Consider the following 16,674-nt stretch of genomic DNA (forward strand, 5'->3'; position numbering starts at 1 on the left):
TTTGGAAAACAAATTTCGAATGAAATTTTGCAAGTATTTTATGATAAAAGAATCCAAATGTTTTTTATTCAATGACTTTTTAAGGTAAATAAATAGACTTTTTATGACTAGATTATTATTAATATTTGGAATCTTAATTCTATTTTTTGGGTCATCTTCCGGGCAATTTGGTTATGGCTTTACTGCTTCCAATGACCTTTATCACAGGTATGTCAATCCTGAAGATGGAAAATCAAAGCCCAGTTCGGGAAGTGCACTACTGAATATAGGAATGGGACCTAAAATATGGCTTGGAGGTAAAACTATGTCTTTTTCTGCAGAAGCCCAGGCTGTATTAGGTATATTGGGCATGTCCACTTCTGAATATAAAGGTTTAGGTACTTTTTCAGTACCGATAGTAGCAAGACTCAATTTTAAGGGTCTTAGTACGTTTGATCGGGAAGGTAAATTAGGCTGGAGTATCGGTGGTGGAATCCAATATAATAAGACTGAATTGTACGGTGTTATAGATGAGTTTGCAAAAAAAGGAGTCAGCCGAAAATTTTTTACAACATATATTGTACAGGGTGCATTTGGATTTGGATTAAGTGGATTTACAGCACATGGTATCGTAAGATATGGTTTCAATCCTGATGATACATCAAGCACTATCAATATAGGTCTGCAGTATGACTTCAATGCCCCAATGATCAAAAAAATCACTAATGCTGAAAGTGAGCTATAAATCCTGATTCAAACTTAAAATAATGCCTGTAGAACAAAATTACAGCCTCAAGCCTTTTAACACTTTTGGTATTAATGCTTTCGCTGAAAAATTCATCCGTATCTCTGACGAAGACACTGTCATTGACATCATCCGACAAAAATTTGAACCAATATATATCCTGGGAGGCGGATCCAACATACTGTTAACTCAGGATATCGAGGGCTATGTACTTAAAAACGAAATCAAAGGCATCCATATCATCAGTGAAAATGCTGATGAACTGATCGTAGAAGTTGGCGCAGGTGAAGAATGGCACCAGTTTGTAATGTGGTCGCTTACTCATGAGTTGAGTGGTCTTGAAAATTTATCATTGATCCCCGGTACAATCGGGGCAGCACCTATGCAAAATATAGGTGCTTACGGTGTGGAGCAAGAATCGTGCTTTGTGAGCCTGAGAGCCGTCAATCTCAAAGATGCTTCAGTACAACACTTTGATAAAGCTTCATGTCACTTTGGGTATCGTGAGAGTGTTTTTAAAAATGTTTTTAAAAATATGTTTTTTATCACAAGAGTGCAATACAGACTCAAAAAAAGAAACCATGAACTCCATACCGACTACGGAGCTATACAAGATATACTAAAAACCAAAGGGATATTATCTCCAACTATAAAAGAAGTATCTGCCGCAATCATTGAAATAAGAAAATCAAAACTTCCGGATCCTGCACTGATAGGCAATGCAGGTAGTTTCTTCAAAAATCCTATAGTCGCCGACACGATTTTCCAATCATTAAAACTGCAATATCCTGAAATACCACATTACAGAATATCTGAAGATGATGTGAAAATTCCAGCTGGCTGGCTTATAGAACAAGCAGGATACAAAGGAAAAACTTTTGGCAACATCGGCGTACATAAAGATCAGGCCCTGGTCCTGGTTAATTATGGAGGAGGAAAAGGAAATGATATAAAAAAATTAGCTGCTGAAATCCAGAAAAGGATTGAAAGTCAATTTGGCATCAAAATCCATCCTGAAGTAAATTTTTGGTAAGCAAAAAAAGGAAAAACAGACCACTAAGCTGAGCGAAGCAAAGACTTGCGCATAGATGGCAAAGAGCATAGCGCATAGATCGTGAACAATCTATGCAATCTAAACAACCTAAGCGAACCTTCATCTCTGCCATTCTTTTCGCTTAAGAGTCGCCCTTCGGGACGCTTCTCAGTCGAAAAGGTAAATCACATCAAATAATCCACATCTACGGCATAGGTGTCATTCATGAGCAATTCAAGACCTCGCCGCATATCAAAGCCTTCGAAGACCACTTTGTACAACACCTGAACAATGGGAAGATTGAGCTTTTCATTGCGAGCTAACTGATTTGCAATCATTAAGGTACGAATACCTTCCACAGCTTCAGGCGATGTGGAAATGATATGATTGTAGTCTTCTCCGGAAGCAAATCGCTTCCCAAAAGTATAATTCCTACTGTCTTCACTGGTGGCCGTTGCGATCAGATCGCCGATCCCTGCTACACCCAGATAAGCAGTACTTGTGGTACCAAGGGCTGTGCCAAAGTATACCATTTCTCTCAAGCCTCTGGTAATGAGTAGTGATTGCATATTTTTACCCATGCCCAATCCTCCGAGTATTCCGGATGCCACCGCGATGATATTTTTAAAAGCACCTGCAATTTCTGCTGCTTTCAGGTCATGGGAACCAAAGACAAAAAACTTTTTGCTGGATAAAACCTCCTGACCCAATTTGATCACTTCATCAAATTCTGATGCAATCACCGTTGCTGCTGGCTGGCCAGCAAGAATTTCGCGAGCCAGATTGGGTCCCGACATACATCCTACCCGAATCACATTGCTCTCTTGTCGTATCACATCAGTCATAGTACACACGTCATCTCTGGTGAAGTTGTGTTTTTTCCAGTCTCCCTCATTGATCTTGGTTACATCAAGCCCTTTTGTAGCCTGTATGATGATATGAGAAGGCTTTAGATAGGGACTGAAAGCCTTGATCATTTGTCTGAAACTGGACGATGGAACCACAGCAAAAAGGAGTTCGCATTTTGATGAAATCTCAGCAATATCTGACGTAGCGCGGACATTGGGTCTCAATTTCATACCATTAGGAGCAAGACCCTGATTGACGCTTTTTATAACTTCTTCGTTCCTGCTGTACAGGATGACTTCTATATTTCTGGACAAAATCTTGACCAGCGTAAAGCCAAAACTTCCAGCTCCTATGACTCCAGCAACTTTCAAATCAGAAAATATTCACTTTTTTTTGAAATTATTTTTTTGGCTTGTTCTTATTCTTTTGTTCAGCAATGGCTTGTTGCTGCTTCATGGCTTCTTCAAGTCTCGCAGTAAATCCGCTTTTCTTTTTGGGCTTTTCTTTCTCCTTCATCAGCTGTGCCCTGATCTTCTCTTCGTCAAAAATATAATTTTTTGTAATCACAGTCTGTAATATATTGATGAGGTTGGAGAAGAACATATAGCAAGTCAATCCTGATGCATAATTATTGAAGAAAGCAAGAAACATGACCGGCATGAAGTACTGGACATATTTCATAGCAGGATTGGCGGACAAATCCATATTCTGCATATTGTAGTAAGTATAGACAATCGTGGATACTGCCCATAATAGTGTAAATAAACTCACGTGTGCTCCAAAAAATGGAATCTCAAACCCAAGGTTGAAAAGTACGTCATATGAGGAGAGGTCTGTTGCCCACAAAAATGGTTCCTGCCGGAAAGTGATGGAAGCTGGGAAAAATCTGAAGAGCGCATACCATATAGGCATCTGCAGGATCATAGGCATACAGCCTCCAAATGGGCTTACACCATACTCCCGATATATTTTCATGGTTTCTACTTGCTGCTTCTGCATGTCATCTTTATGTTTTTCCTTAAGATGAGCGAGCTCAGGCTTTAATGCTCCCATTTTGGCCTGTGAGTAAAGCATTTTGTACATCAAGGGATACAACAACATTTTGATCAAAAATATCAAAAGGATGATGACGATACCTTTGCTTCCTATATAACTTGACAGAAAATCGAAAAAAGGTCGGATAAACCACCTGTTGATGGTCCCAAAAATGCTGGAACCAAAAGGAATTATTTCTTCCAGATCAGTTGCGGTCGCTTTTAATCTTTTAAATTCATTGGGGCCGATGTACAAGGTCATATCAAATGTGCCCTGATTCACATTGGCAAGTGGAATTTGCAAATCAGAAGTAACAATTTTTGCATAATTACTCTTCTTTATGTCTGTCATTTTTGTGGATACTACCGCTTTTTCAAATGTACCGGTATTGCCTACAAGCGATGTATTAAAAAACTGGTTGACGTGAGATATCCATTCCAAAGGTTTTTCATTGAGCTCTTTGGAGTCATCCGATACACATGAACAATAGTCTCTTCGTTCGTCAGCTTCTTTAAAATATACTGTGGAATAACTTTGCTCAAACTGCTCTCCCTTCTCGTATTTCCCCAGATGGTTTTCCCAAAATAATGAAATAGACTTAGTCCCTGATGTCAAAACCGATCCAAGGTTTTGGGCTGAGACAGCATACTTCAAGGTATAATTGTCGGGGCTAAGTTCATATTTTTGTTCAAAATAGCCACCATTTGATGTTTTTGCTTTGAAGGATAGCACATTTCCTGATTTTTCTGATGTAAAATACAAATCAGAAGATTTTACAGTATTCGTACTTGTACCTGTTACAGGAAGGTTGTATTCAAATTTATTTTCAGGGGCATTTAGTAATTTGACAAGTTCTTTTGATTCTTTGCCAGTGCTATCCCTGATAGTTTTATAGTGTTTTTTAAGCAGCGCTTCCTTTATTCTTCCGCCTTTTGAAGAAAAAGTAATTCTGATTAAGTCATTTTCAAGTTTCTCTTCATTCTCTACACCGTTCGCAACTGGTGCAAACGCTCCGAATTTGAGCAAATTTAATTGTGAATTTAAAGTGTCACCTGAAGAATTTTGAACTGTCGAATCTACTTTTGATTCCTGAAGGATTGGGTTCCCTTTTTCAGTATGTTTAATAAGTGCTATGGAATCCTGTTCTTTTTTAGCTTTTTCAAGCTCTTCTTTAGAAGGTGAAGATGTGATCGTCCATAACATAAATGTCACCATGATCAACATGATCCCAATAAATTGTTTCCGTTCCATTATCTATTTTTGCAAAATTTGGCGCAAATGTACAATTTGAAATTGATATTTGCCGCAGAAATAAGATTAATTGATTCTAAACAAGGATGAATACTTCTATTTGAAGCAATTAAGTATAATATGTCATATTAAAGAAACCCTGAACTGTTAATTGCAAATACAAAAAGAAAAGTATAAATAGATTTTAATATAATTGTACTTTTATTTCGGGACTTATTTTAAATTATGTCATTCATGAAATACGCAAAAAGTGTAGATGATCTCGATTCATTGGAACAATGGAAGGAAGAAATATTACTTCTACGTGAGACAGTGCTCAAAACCGGACTTAAAGAAACTATAAAATGGGGTGTGTGTGTATAACAAATTGCACAAATTCATATTTTCCTCCCCGCTACCCTCATTCCCTAAAGAGCCTGTCAAGCTACGCTTGAGACGCCCCACCCTTTACCACTCTTCAGACATCTGATCTCCCCTTCAGGGGTCGGGGGTAAATTGATGAAATATTCCTTATAGACACATTCTCAAAAGTGCCGTTTGCTCGTTTTCATTCTTACCCTAAAAGAAGTGCAATATGTTATACACACAAATGGGGTATTCCTGTTTATACTTGGAATAACGAAAATATAACCGGACTTGCTGCTTTTAAGAGTTATGTTGGTCTGTGGTTTTCTCAGGGTGCCTTGCTTGGAGATGATCTGAAACTTTTGGTCAATGCCAATGAAAAAAATACCAAAGCAATGAGACAAATGAGGTTTACTTCCAAAAATGAAATCAATGTTGATATCATTGAACAATACGTATTCGAATCAGTAGAAAATTTTAAAGCCGGCTTAAAGATCAAACCAGATTTGCAAAAACCCCTCATAATTCCTGACATACTTTCGTCATTTTTGAGACAAAACTCAGTAATAAATGAAGCATGGAATGAGCTATCATTATCCAACAAACGTGAATATGCTGAGTTTATCAGCGAAGCAAAAAAAGAAGAAAAGCAACTGAAAAGGCTCGCAAAAATCAAACCTATGATACTTGAAAGAAAAGGCCTGAATGATAAATACAAATAGTGTTAACCAATAATTCTAAAGTTGTTTTCCGGCTTGCAAAGCATAAAGCATTGGTATTTTATTCCCAAAAGTTTTGATTATAAATTTGCCGGGAGAGCTTTCAAACATATTATTTAAACAATTGTAAGGTGAATAATCAAACTCACGAAATTGGTCAATTGACAACTCATGCTGTGTCAGACTTGTAAAAACTTCACTCAAAGAATGATTCCATGTGATGGTCGTGAATTCCGATGCATTATTCCTGTCAGCATAGCTGCCTTGTTCAGTTTCGACAATCGGATCATCTTTGAAGTAACTGTACTCCATCTTTTCAAAATCATTATCAAACATCCAGATGACAGGATGAAATTCTACCAAAATAAAGCTTCCGCCGGGGATTAGAAAATGATTGATAATCTCTGCCCATTTGTCAAGATCAGGAAGCCAACCTATCACTCCATAACTGGTAAAAACGATATCAAAATGACCATCAAGTTGGTTCTTAAGATCATAAATATCGGATAATACAAATTTTGTATCCAGACATAGCTCATTAGCAAGACTTTCAGCATAATTGATGGCATCTTCAGAAAAATCAACACCTGTAACCTTTGCTCCCATTCTGCTCAATGACATAGTATCCTGCCCAAAATGACATTGAAGATGCAAGATTGATTTTCCTTCAATATCACCCAGTAATTCCAGTTCAATTTCGTTTAATGAATTTTTTCCATTCTTAAATGATGGCAGGTCGTAAAAATCAGAATCGGTATGAATGGATGTTTTGTGATTCCATGCGTGTTTGTTGACGCTGATGTAATGTGTGCTATCTCCCATATTTTAAAATATTTCCATTTCAGGAATTTCACCCACTACAATCAGTTTTCCCTCAGTAACAGACTTTATATACTCTACACTTACACCGGGAGCTCTTTCAATCAGTTTAAATCCCTCAGGGGTAACATCTACAACAGCGAGTTCGGTGACGATTTTTTTGACGCATTTTACTCCGGTAAGCGGAAGTGTACATTTTTTCAGAAGCTTTGACTCACCGGCTTTATTGACATGCATCATGGCTACGATGATGTTTTCAGCTGATGCCACTAGATCCATAGCTCCGCCCATTCCTTTGACCATTTTGCCGGGTATTTTCCAGTTGGCGATATCACCTTCTTCAGAAACTTCCATCGCTCCCAGAATGGTCAAATCTACATGTTTACCCCGTATCATGCTGAAACTCATAGCAGAATCAAAAAAACTTGCCCCAGACAGTGTCGTGATGGTCTGTTTACCTGCATTGATAATATCTGCATCTTCATCGCCTTCATATGGGAATGGTCCCATACCCAATACTCCGTTTTCGCTTTGAAACTCTACATCCAATCCTGGAGGTACATGATTGGCCACAAGAGTTGGGATTCCGATGCCCAGATTGACATAATATCCATCTTTCACTTCCTGTGCGATTCTTTTGGCGATTCCTGTTTTATCTAAGGGCATGATACATTTGGTTTATTTTTTAAAAAAATACAAGTTAAAAATAAACTTATACGGCACAAAAACAATGAAGGCTGCCGTATGGGCAGCCTTCATTTTCTTAACATATAAAAATCATCAAAAGTTTAACATCACTTAAGGTCCCAAAACAATTTGTTGTTTGGTGTATCGTTCCCTTTCACCGTTGCGTAATTGGTTGAATTGTATACCTGCTCTGAGTTAGGATAAAACCATCTTACAGGTGGTTGTTTCTGTGTAGAGTTTGGGTCTGTCCAGAAAGTAAGCCCCAATACGTCCGTTCTTCTGTTTTCAGCCCAGTTTTCGTGAGGCTGAATGACATTCATGTGCAACCATTTTTGCGTGATGATCCTTTTGAGTTTATCAGCAGAAGTAGTGGCTTTGCTCCAGTCAACTCCATTTTCTTTCAGATAAGCGTCCATTTCTGCAGTTGCAATATCTTTCGGGGCAGGTACAGTATTGTCATTGCTGATTTTACGTACTGCCATATAGAATTCAGCAGACTGTCTGATCGCAGCTTCATAACTTGCTTTTGCCTTGGCGTCATCATTATTGCCCAGGTAGAATTCAGCAGCAAGCAGGCTTACTTCCGTTGCTCCAAACAACATACCAGGGAAAAACTGATTTCTGCTTAGTGTCGATCTATTGTAAATTGTCAAAGTGTTGGTCAGGATTGCTGCATCCTGTGCTGAAGGCGTTGCCAAAGGGTCCAAACCCTGAAATTTTCCTGCAGCCATGGTACCTGGTTCTAATATAAAATTAATTCTAGGATCTTTATTGGTAACCATATTGTCAACGATGATTTTTGACGCAAGATTGCCATTCCAGTCTTCGAGCCCTGTTCTGAAATTTTTGGAATGAATTGGGCTTCCAATATCATGAACAGTGATTTGTACATTTTCTGAATGTTTAGAGACAATCGGATACTTTGTAGGGTTATTGAGTATTTCCCCAACTTCAGATTTGTACCTAGCTGAGAATGCGGAAACCCCACTCACCCTGGTCAAAATTCTCATTCTTAATGAGTTGGCATATCTCCTCCAAGCCATCAAATCTCCTTTCAGAATAAAATCCTGTGTCTTGAAGCCACTTACAATACCACTTTTTATCTGGATGGTGGACATTTCGTCAGCTATACTCTTAAGATCATCCAGCATCACTTTATAAATAGCATCAGCTTTTTCATATTCAGGATATGAGTTATTATAATCGCCGCCGTTTCTTCCTAGTAATCCCGCTTTGGAAAACGGAATATCACCAAAGAGATCCACAATCTTTTGAGTATATTCATACAAATGAACTTTTGCAGCCATCATATATATTTTAAAATCAGCCTGGTCTGTGGTGCTTTTGGAGTTATATACATTTTCCAATTCTCTGTATTGAGCTAAAGTGGTAAAGTAATTATCCCAAAGAGCGGACACTGCGGCACCGCCTGGAAGGTATTGATTTTCTCCATTAACCCATCCTATTGTTTGATTATATCTATGATGGGTTATTCGCATAGCGACAAAATAGTGCCAGTAATCAGGCAGGATATATTCTGAATTGGCTTTCAAAAAACCGGTAAACTGTTTTTCAACACTAGTTTCTGCAATTTTTGAAGGGTCGGTATATGCATTTATAAATTCGTCTTTTTGACAGGAGATAAATCCAAGTGTTGAAATGATCGTTATAAATAATATTTTGCGTATCATATTTGTTTAATTTAAGATTATTAAAGATTAAAAACTGGTTCTAAGCATCAGACCTACCGTTCTCGTAGAAGGGTTAGTACCTGCATTAGAGACTGTCTGAGACCATCTTGATCCGGCTGTCAATACTTCAGGATCTATATGTCTGAGTTTCCTGTGCAAGAAAAAGAGATTACGACCAAAAACAGAAATATTTACCTTGCTGGCTCCTATTTTTTTAGTAAGTGAAGAAGGTAGGTTAAATCCTAATGCCATTTCCTCATTTTTACATAGGTTGCTTTTTCAACATACAAATCATATCTTGAAGATGAGTATTGAGGACCGCCCCAATTGTATGTATTCCAGAAATAAAAGGCTTGTGAAACCACATTTACATTTGGTTGCCCTTCTACGGTTACGCCTTCCAGCAACATGCCATCATTATAGACTTTCTCTCCTGCAGGGCCTTGGGCAGCATCCGTTTTGACACCTTTTCCATCTTTATTTACATAGTAAGAGATACCACCACTTTCCTTATCCATAAACTGGGTGCTTTCTTCCAGCAGTCCTCTACCCATCATCCAGTTGATCGCTGTAGGCATCACTACACCACCAAGACGAAAATCAATGTTTGCATCTAAAGTCAGATTTCCAAAAGTAAAGGAATTTATAATACCACCAACTCCAAATGGCTGAGTATTGCCTGATTTTTGCCATACAGTGGGACTGAGTTTATACAGACCATTGGCTTGAATGATTGGTTGTCCTGAAGTAGATAATTCAATCGGGTGTGTATAAAAATCGCCCATTGGTTGGCCTACAACTGATTTCAGCTGTGCTGCCTGTCCATCAAAATCAGCATGTAATAGTTCAGTGGCGTTGTTCGCAAGTTTTTCTACCACGTTTTTATTCCATGCATAGTTTACTATAAGATCCCACCGAAACTTGCCACTTGTGACAGGAGTAGTCTGTAATCCTACTTCGATACCTTTATTTCTCAATGTCCCTACATTAGATAGGATTGAACCTCCGCCAGTGGATATGGGAAGTGTCAAGCCCAAAATCTGATCACGAATTTGAGCATTGTAATAAGCTATATCAAGCCCGATTTTATTATTGAAAAATTTTGCTTCCAATCCAATCTCGTATTCATGCTTGCGTTCAGGTCGGATACCATCATTTCCAAATGAAGTAGGAAGTGTAGTAAACAATACAGAATTACCACCAGGTGTCTGTACACCCAGGGTGTTTTGATTGTATGCAATATTAGATGCATAAACGTCCGGATAATTCCCAACAATACCCCATGAAGCCCGCAATTTACCAAATGAAATAAAAGATGGAAGATCTATTCCTGCATCACTAAATATAAAAGCTGAATTGACGGAAGGATAAATAAAGTCATTATTATCGGGGTGCATGGTAGATGTGCGGTCCCGTCTTATAGTTCCTTCCACAAACAAAAATCCCTTATAATCAAGATTGGCTGTACCCACTATAGCATCAATAACCCTTGAGCTTCTCGATTGTCCACCACCCGGTGTATTGACTGATGCGCTTACATCAAAGCGGTTTTCAGTACTTAATCCACCGTTTGTACTTCTCGAAACTGAAGAGTTTGTTTCTTTATTTGCAGTATATCCCGTTCTAAGAGTCAAGTTTATGTCCTTAGTTAAAGATTTGGTGTAATCTAAAAATACATCACCGTACAAGATGGAGAATTGTTGATTTTGAATAGAATAAAATCCTGAATTACCAAAAATCAATGGTCTTTCAGTTGCCTGGCTGTTTTGAGCATTAAGCGAAGTCAGGTCAGTAGAAATTCTAGCTCGCAATTTCAACTCAGGTAAAATCTGGAAGGTGTTGGTAAGACTACCGATCATTCTATGGCTTGTTTCTTCCAATTTATGTTTGTTGACCCTCCACACATAGTCAGCCACATCACCCTTAAATCCATTATAAATGATGTTTTCATTTGGTGTTAGGCTTTGGCCACTTGCTCCGGTAACAAATCGGTACCCCTGACTTGTCTGATAAATATTTTTATACCAGTCGCCATTTTCAAATCTTGTCATCATTCCTGTAAAGTTATTCATCAACCTGTCAATAGAGTAAGGTCTGTTATTGACTTTCTGGTTGATATAATTGATCATAAGGTCTGTTCTCAACACCTTCGAAAAATTATAGGTAGTATTTAGGTTGGCAATATTTCTTGAACTAGCAGAGTTTAAACTGACTCCCTCATTGTCTTGTCTGGTCACAGAAAATCTCATTGACCCCTTATCATTGGATTGGGATATAGAGAGATTAACATTAGAATTTTGAGCATCCTGAAATAAATTCTTCCAGTTGTTTACTTGAGCTTCATAAGGCCTAATAACACCATCAAAAGCCATGATGGGTTTACCATCAAATCTTGGACCAAAGTTTATGCTTGCGCTGGGAAGACCTCTGGTCTCCTTCACCCCATCACCATCGGTATCATAATATATAAATCCTTCGGCGTCTGTTCCGAGATTGGCTACGTGGGGACCAGGCACCCCATTGGCGCGTACATTCTGAAATATGGGTGTATACGCCACTCTATCCACGGTGTAATTGGTAACAAAATCAATTTTAAATCCCTTTTTATCTTTTGAGCCTGTTTTTGAAGTGATCAGGAGCACACCATTTACTGCTTCTGACCCATACAGTGCAGCAGCAGACGCTCCTTTAAGGACTGTCACACTCTCTATGTCTTCCGGATTGATCTCGTTGAGACCACTACCTCTTAATCTTTGATCGCCCCAGTAATCATTATTTCTAACTTCACCGTCCCTGATCGGAACACCATCCAAAACGATGAGCGGCTGGTTACGACCAGTAATTGAGTTAACTCCTCTTACAGTAATGTTGGCTGCTCCTGTTGCTCCTCCTGGGGTCATAGCTATACGAACTCCTGGAGCCCTTCCGTAAAGAGAACTTGCAACATTGGTAGGAGCTACTCTTGTGATATCGGCCGCCTGGACTGATGCAGTAGCATATCCCAATGCTTTTTTCTCTTTAGTCATTCCAAACCCAGTAATGACCAGTTCTTCCAAAACTGCACCTTGGGATAATGAAATAACCAAACCCAAAGTAGCACCGGATACTTCTATATCCTTAGTTGAAAATCCTATGTAAGAAATTTCAAGGACAGCCGGTGCTTTCTGAAGTTTCAATGTAAACTTTCCGTCTACATCAGTAATGGTTCCGTTGGATGTGCCTTTTTCCATCACGGTGGCTCCAAGAAGGGGTGTTTGATCTGCATCTGCTAAGACAGTCCCCGACACTGTCTGTGCCTGCATGCTTCCGATGGTTACAATAGTGAATAAAAGGAGTAAAGATTTCTCTTTGATTTGCTCCCTGATCATCCTTTGTAACATTCTCAAGTTGTTGAAATTTGTCATCTTTTAATGAATTTTTTAATGATTAATTAAATGGGTTTAATAATTGTGGCATAATAATACATATGATTAAATTTAAAAAAGTCTACTAAAACTCGCTCGACACTGAAAATATCCAAAAGTTATATTTCTGAATATAAACAAAGCGAACTATTAACAAAACGTTAAATTTCCAAAAACGCTGCTTAAATTTAAGTCAAAATTAATATTTGTTATGAATAATATTAAATTTTTTAATAATTTTTTTTAATATTTATAAAAATTGTGTTTTTAGTCTGTTAACAGTGTAAAGCTTATCACCATATTTGGGTTGCCAAATTTATTTGCACCCAAGTGCATGTGGGTGTATTTCATTTTTTCGCCTCACATTATAAATCATGGGTGTATCCCATTTTTGCACTGAAATTGTTTAAACTGCCCACAACCCTCATTCCCTAAAGAGCCTGTCAAGCTATGCTTGAGACGTCCCACCCAAATCCTCCTAATAAAAGCGCTGAATTCCCCTTTAAGGGGCAGGGGTAAGAAGAGCCAAATTACCTTCCCACAACCCTCATTCCCTAAAGAGCCTGTCAAGCTACGCTTGAGACGTCCCACCCTTAAACTCCTTAACTATTAAGCTAATCCACTAAATTCAGAGCTTAGGAATTATATAATTTAGTGCAATTTTGGATACACCCAAAATCATCAATTTTTTTTTTTATTTAGTCAAGATGCCTTAGAGTATGTTTAAATTTTTATGTTTGAGTGAAAGTGATAAAATTTAATTTTGGACAAGGCATATTTTGCAGTCGTAGCCGGAAGCTACGGCGAAAAATATAACGCTGGCTAAAATTAAATTTTCCACTTGGAGCCAAATGATAAAAGTTTAAACTCTTAATATATTGCATCGAAGCTAAAAGCTACGACGAACAAACGAAACTTTAGAGACATGATCCTGAAGATAAATTACTCCCGCCTGTCGGGGCAGGAGCGTAGCTCTGTCATCTTTGTAGAAAACATTAGCACCTGAAACATAAGGGGCGTAGCCCTGACATCTTATATTTACCACATCTTTTAAGATCACAGGGCTACGCGCCTACGTGATGGTGTGAGGATATTTATGCTACCAAGATCACAGGACTACGTCCCTATATTAATCTCGGACATAAAGATTGGGGATAATAGAAGGGTGTATTTCATTTTTTTTGCATCACATTATAAATCATCATTTTATTCGCAATTCAGGCAAGATACCTTAATATATTGCATCGAAGCTAAAAGCTACGACGAACAAACGATGCTTTAGAGACATGATCCTGCAGATAAATTACTCCCGCCTATCGGGGCAGGAGCGTAGCTCTGTCGTCTTTGTAGAAAACATTAGCACCTGAAACATAAGGGGCGTAGCCCTGACATCTTATATTTACCACATCTTTTAAGATCACAGGGCTACGCCCCTACGTGATGGTGTGAGGATATTTATGCTACCAAGATCACAGGACTACGTCCCTATATTAATCTCGGACATAAAGATTGGGGATAATAGAAGGGTGTATTTCATTTTTTTTGCATCACATTATAAATCATCATTTTATTCGCAATTCAGGCAAGATACCTTAATATATTGCATCGAAGCTAAAAGCTACGACGAACAAACGAAACTTGATAAGAAATCGTGTACAGTGCGAAAAAATGAAATGCACCTCATAATATCCATCTTTCACTTCCTGTGCAATTCTTTTGGCAATTCCGGATTTATCTAGGGGCATGATATCATATTATTTGTGACAAAAATAAACAAACTTAGCTATTTTAGCACGTTTTATAGATCAGTTGCCTATACTTTATCTAAAAGTAATTTTTGGGTGCGAAGAAAAATGTAATTTTATGTCATAGTTTTGAAACTAAATTTTTTGACCATTAACAATTATTTTCCAAAAAAATGAAAAGATGTTTGCTTGTTTTTTTCTAACTTATTCATGTTGGTCTTTTGGGCAAAATAACACTGAGTATAACTTTAGCTTTGAAAATAAAGGAAAATTAGAAAAACTCCCTTCCGGCTGGAAAGTGTGGGGAGGATATGACATTGAAACGGACTCTGTTGTAGTGTACTCTGGGAAAAAATCTATAAGCATCGCTTCCGGAAAAAATAAAACTGATTTTGGCAGTACATTTTATAGCATACCCGCAGCCAAATATCAGGGAAACAAAATCAGACTGGAAGGGTATATGCGTACCTTGGATATCAAAGATGGTCATGCCGGTTTATTGCTTAGGATAGATGGCAAAAATGAATCACTGGTATTTGATAATATGGAAAACCAAAGTATTAATGGAACAACCAACTGGAAAAAATACACTATAAACCTGCCTTACCCCGATGGTGCAGAATTGATCATCATCGGTGGTATCATCGTAGGCACAGGGACGGCATGGTTTGATGATTTTACCCTAATGATAGATGGACAAAATATTAAAACGATGAAGGAAGTCAGGCTTGAATCTGAATCGGATAAGGAATTTGACAATGGTTCGGGTCTGATCGTGCATTCGATTGATCATGCTGAGTTGGAATTGGTAGGTCGGGTTTGGGGTTTTTTAAAATATCATCATCCGATAATTGCGTCTGGTAAGTATAACTGGGATTATGAACTTTTCAGGTTTTTTAGAAAGTATTTAGATAACAGGAATTCAATTAAAATAAGTGATGCTCTTTCCAATTGGGTAGATAGTATCGGAGTATTGAAAATATGTGATAAATGCGCCCAATCATCACCAGAAGCTTTACTTAAGCCTGATATGGAATGGATGCGATTAGTTAAAGAGCCATTACTATCGAAACTCAAATTTATATATACTAACAGAGTCAATGACAAAAATGTCTATATAAACTTAGCACCATATATAGGGAATCCTGAGTTTACTAATGAAAACAAATATGCAGAAATGCCCTTTCCTGATCAGGGTTTTCGTTTACTTGCACTATACAGGTATTGGAATATGATCCATTATTTTTTTCCTTACAAAAATCTGACCGATAAAAACTGGAATGAGGTTTTGAGAGAATATATTCCTGAATTTATCAATGCGAAAGATGAGCTGGACTATGAACTGGCAGCGCTCAGAATAATAGGTGAAGTCAACGATTCGCATGCCAACCTGTGGGGAGGAAATGAGAAGGTGAAAATATGGAAGGGTGATAATTATTGTCCTTTTAGAGTCGAATTTGTGGAAGGTAAACTTGTTGTGACAGATTATTATAATCCTGAACTCAAAACTGAAAATGGGCCTGAAGTAGGTGACATCATCACAACAATAAACGGAATCGCTATAGAAAATTTAACTGAAAGCATGAAAATGTATTTTCCTTCGTCCAATCCAGCGTCCAGAATGAGAGATATGGCAGAAGATATATTGAGGTCGGGGGATAGTTTATTGAATATATCATATATGTCAAACGGTAACACAAGATCAAAATACATAAAATTGCATAAAAAGGAAAAATTAAATATATACAGGTGGTATAAAGAAATATCAACACCTTCTTATAAATGGTTGAAAGCAGGCATAGGATATGTCACTTTGCAAAATATAAAGTTGAATGATATTGATAGTATAAAGACATTATTTAAAGATGCTAGGGGGATTGTAATTGATATCAGAAATTATCCTTCAACTTTTGTTCCTTTTGCATTGGGCAGTTATTTTGTGGCATCTACAACACCGTTTGTCAAATTTACAACAGGAAGCATCAGCAATCCGGGTGAATTTACTTTTGGTCCACCAATCAATATACCTAAAGGGGACAAGACTTTTAATGGTAAACTTGTGATATTATTGAACGAAAAATCACAAAGTCAGGCGGAATATACTGCAATGGCATTCAGAGCCGGTAAAAATACAACTATCATAGGTAGTGTTACAGCAGGGGCTGATGGCAATGTATCTTCTATCTATTTACCCGGCAATTTACGGACTATGATTTCTGGAATAGGTGTATTTTATCCTGATGGTAAAAAGACTCAAAGGGTTGGTATAATACCGGATATAATAATAAAACCTACTATCGCAGGTATTAAAACAGGTAAAGATGAAGTTCTCTTAGCTGCAATTGAGTTTATAAATCGTTAGTTGCAGTTTG

At 37.7% G+C, this 16,674-nt stretch carries 10 protein-coding genes and 1 pseudogene; 4 read left to right on the plus strand and 7 right to left on the minus strand.

Annotation, left to right across the window (positions count from 1 at the left end; genetic code table 11):
- Window positions 1-103 precede the first annotated feature (103 nt).
- Together IPK35_16050 and murB are read left to right on the plus strand one after the other, a co-directional pair.
- Complete coding sequence (locus tag IPK35_16050; protein MBK8054728.1) at window positions 104-724, plus strand: hypothetical protein; 621 nt, start codon at window positions 104-106, stop codon at window positions 722-724.
- Window positions 725-746: 22 nt separating this feature from the next.
- The gene (gene murB / locus IPK35_16055; GenBank protein MBK8054729.1) at window positions 747-1,757 is read left to right on the plus strand and encodes a UDP-N-acetylmuramate dehydrogenase; all 1,011 of its coding nucleotides are present in this window, start codon (window positions 747-749) and stop codon (window positions 1,755-1,757) included.
- A gap of 185 nt (window positions 1,758-1,942) precedes the next feature.
- Here the strand turns inward: murB and IPK35_16060 are convergent, their stop codons facing one another.
- Window positions 1,943-2,989, minus strand: a complete 1,047-nt coding sequence (locus tag IPK35_16060; GenBank protein ID MBK8054730.1) for an NAD(P)H-dependent glycerol-3-phosphate dehydrogenase — start codon at window positions 2,987-2,989, stop codon at window positions 1,943-1,945.
- A gap of 16 nt (window positions 2,990-3,005) precedes the next feature.
- The gene (gene yidC / locus IPK35_16065; protein ID MBK8054731.1) at window positions 3,006-4,892 is read right to left on the minus strand and encodes a membrane protein insertase YidC; all 1,887 of its coding nucleotides are present in this window, start codon (window positions 4,890-4,892) and stop codon (window positions 3,006-3,008) included.
- A gap of 530 nt (window positions 4,893-5,422) precedes the next feature.
- Between yidC and IPK35_16070 the strand changes: the two genes are divergently transcribed.
- A complete protein-coding gene (locus tag IPK35_16070; protein MBK8054732.1) occupies window positions 5,423-5,959 on the plus strand; it encodes a YdeI/OmpD-associated family protein in 537 nt (178 codons plus the stop codon).
- A gap of 15 nt (window positions 5,960-5,974) precedes the next feature.
- Here the strand turns inward: IPK35_16070 and IPK35_16075 are convergent, their stop codons facing one another.
- The 5 genes and pseudogenes from IPK35_16075 to IPK35_16095 form a co-directional block, all read right to left on the minus strand.
- A complete protein-coding gene (locus IPK35_16075; GenBank protein ID MBK8054733.1) occupies window positions 5,975-6,778 on the minus strand; it encodes a class I SAM-dependent methyltransferase in 804 nt (267 codons plus the stop codon).
- 3 nt (window positions 6,779-6,781) lie between these two features.
- The gene (locus IPK35_16080) at window positions 6,782-7,441 is read right to left on the minus strand and encodes a CoA transferase subunit B (protein ID MBK8054734.1); all 660 of its coding nucleotides are present in this window, start codon (window positions 7,439-7,441) and stop codon (window positions 6,782-6,784) included.
- A 128-nt stretch (window positions 7,442-7,569) separates the two neighbouring features.
- Window positions 7,570-9,153, minus strand: a complete 1,584-nt coding sequence (locus IPK35_16085) for a SusD/RagB family nutrient-binding outer membrane lipoprotein (GenBank protein ID MBK8054735.1) — start codon at window positions 9,151-9,153, stop codon at window positions 7,570-7,572.
- A 27-nt stretch (window positions 9,154-9,180) separates the two neighbouring features.
- Window positions 9,181-12,521, minus strand: a pseudogene (locus IPK35_16090) (SusC/RagA family TonB-linked outer membrane protein).
- A 925-nt stretch (window positions 12,522-13,446) separates the two neighbouring features.
- Window positions 13,447-13,602: a hypothetical protein gene (locus IPK35_16095; protein MBK8054736.1), complete on the minus strand. Its 156-nt coding sequence runs from the start codon at window positions 13,600-13,602 to the stop codon at window positions 13,447-13,449.
- A gap of 881 nt (window positions 13,603-14,483) precedes the next feature.
- Between IPK35_16095 and IPK35_16100 the strand changes: the two genes are divergently transcribed.
- Complete coding sequence (locus IPK35_16100; protein ID MBK8054737.1) at window positions 14,484-16,664, plus strand: peptidase S41; 2,181 nt, start codon at window positions 14,484-14,486, stop codon at window positions 16,662-16,664.
- Window positions 16,665-16,674: the final 10 nt, after the last annotated feature.

Source organism: Saprospiraceae bacterium (assembly GCA_016713025.1).
Lineage (GTDB): Bacteria > Bacteroidota > Bacteroidia > Chitinophagales > Saprospiraceae > OLB9.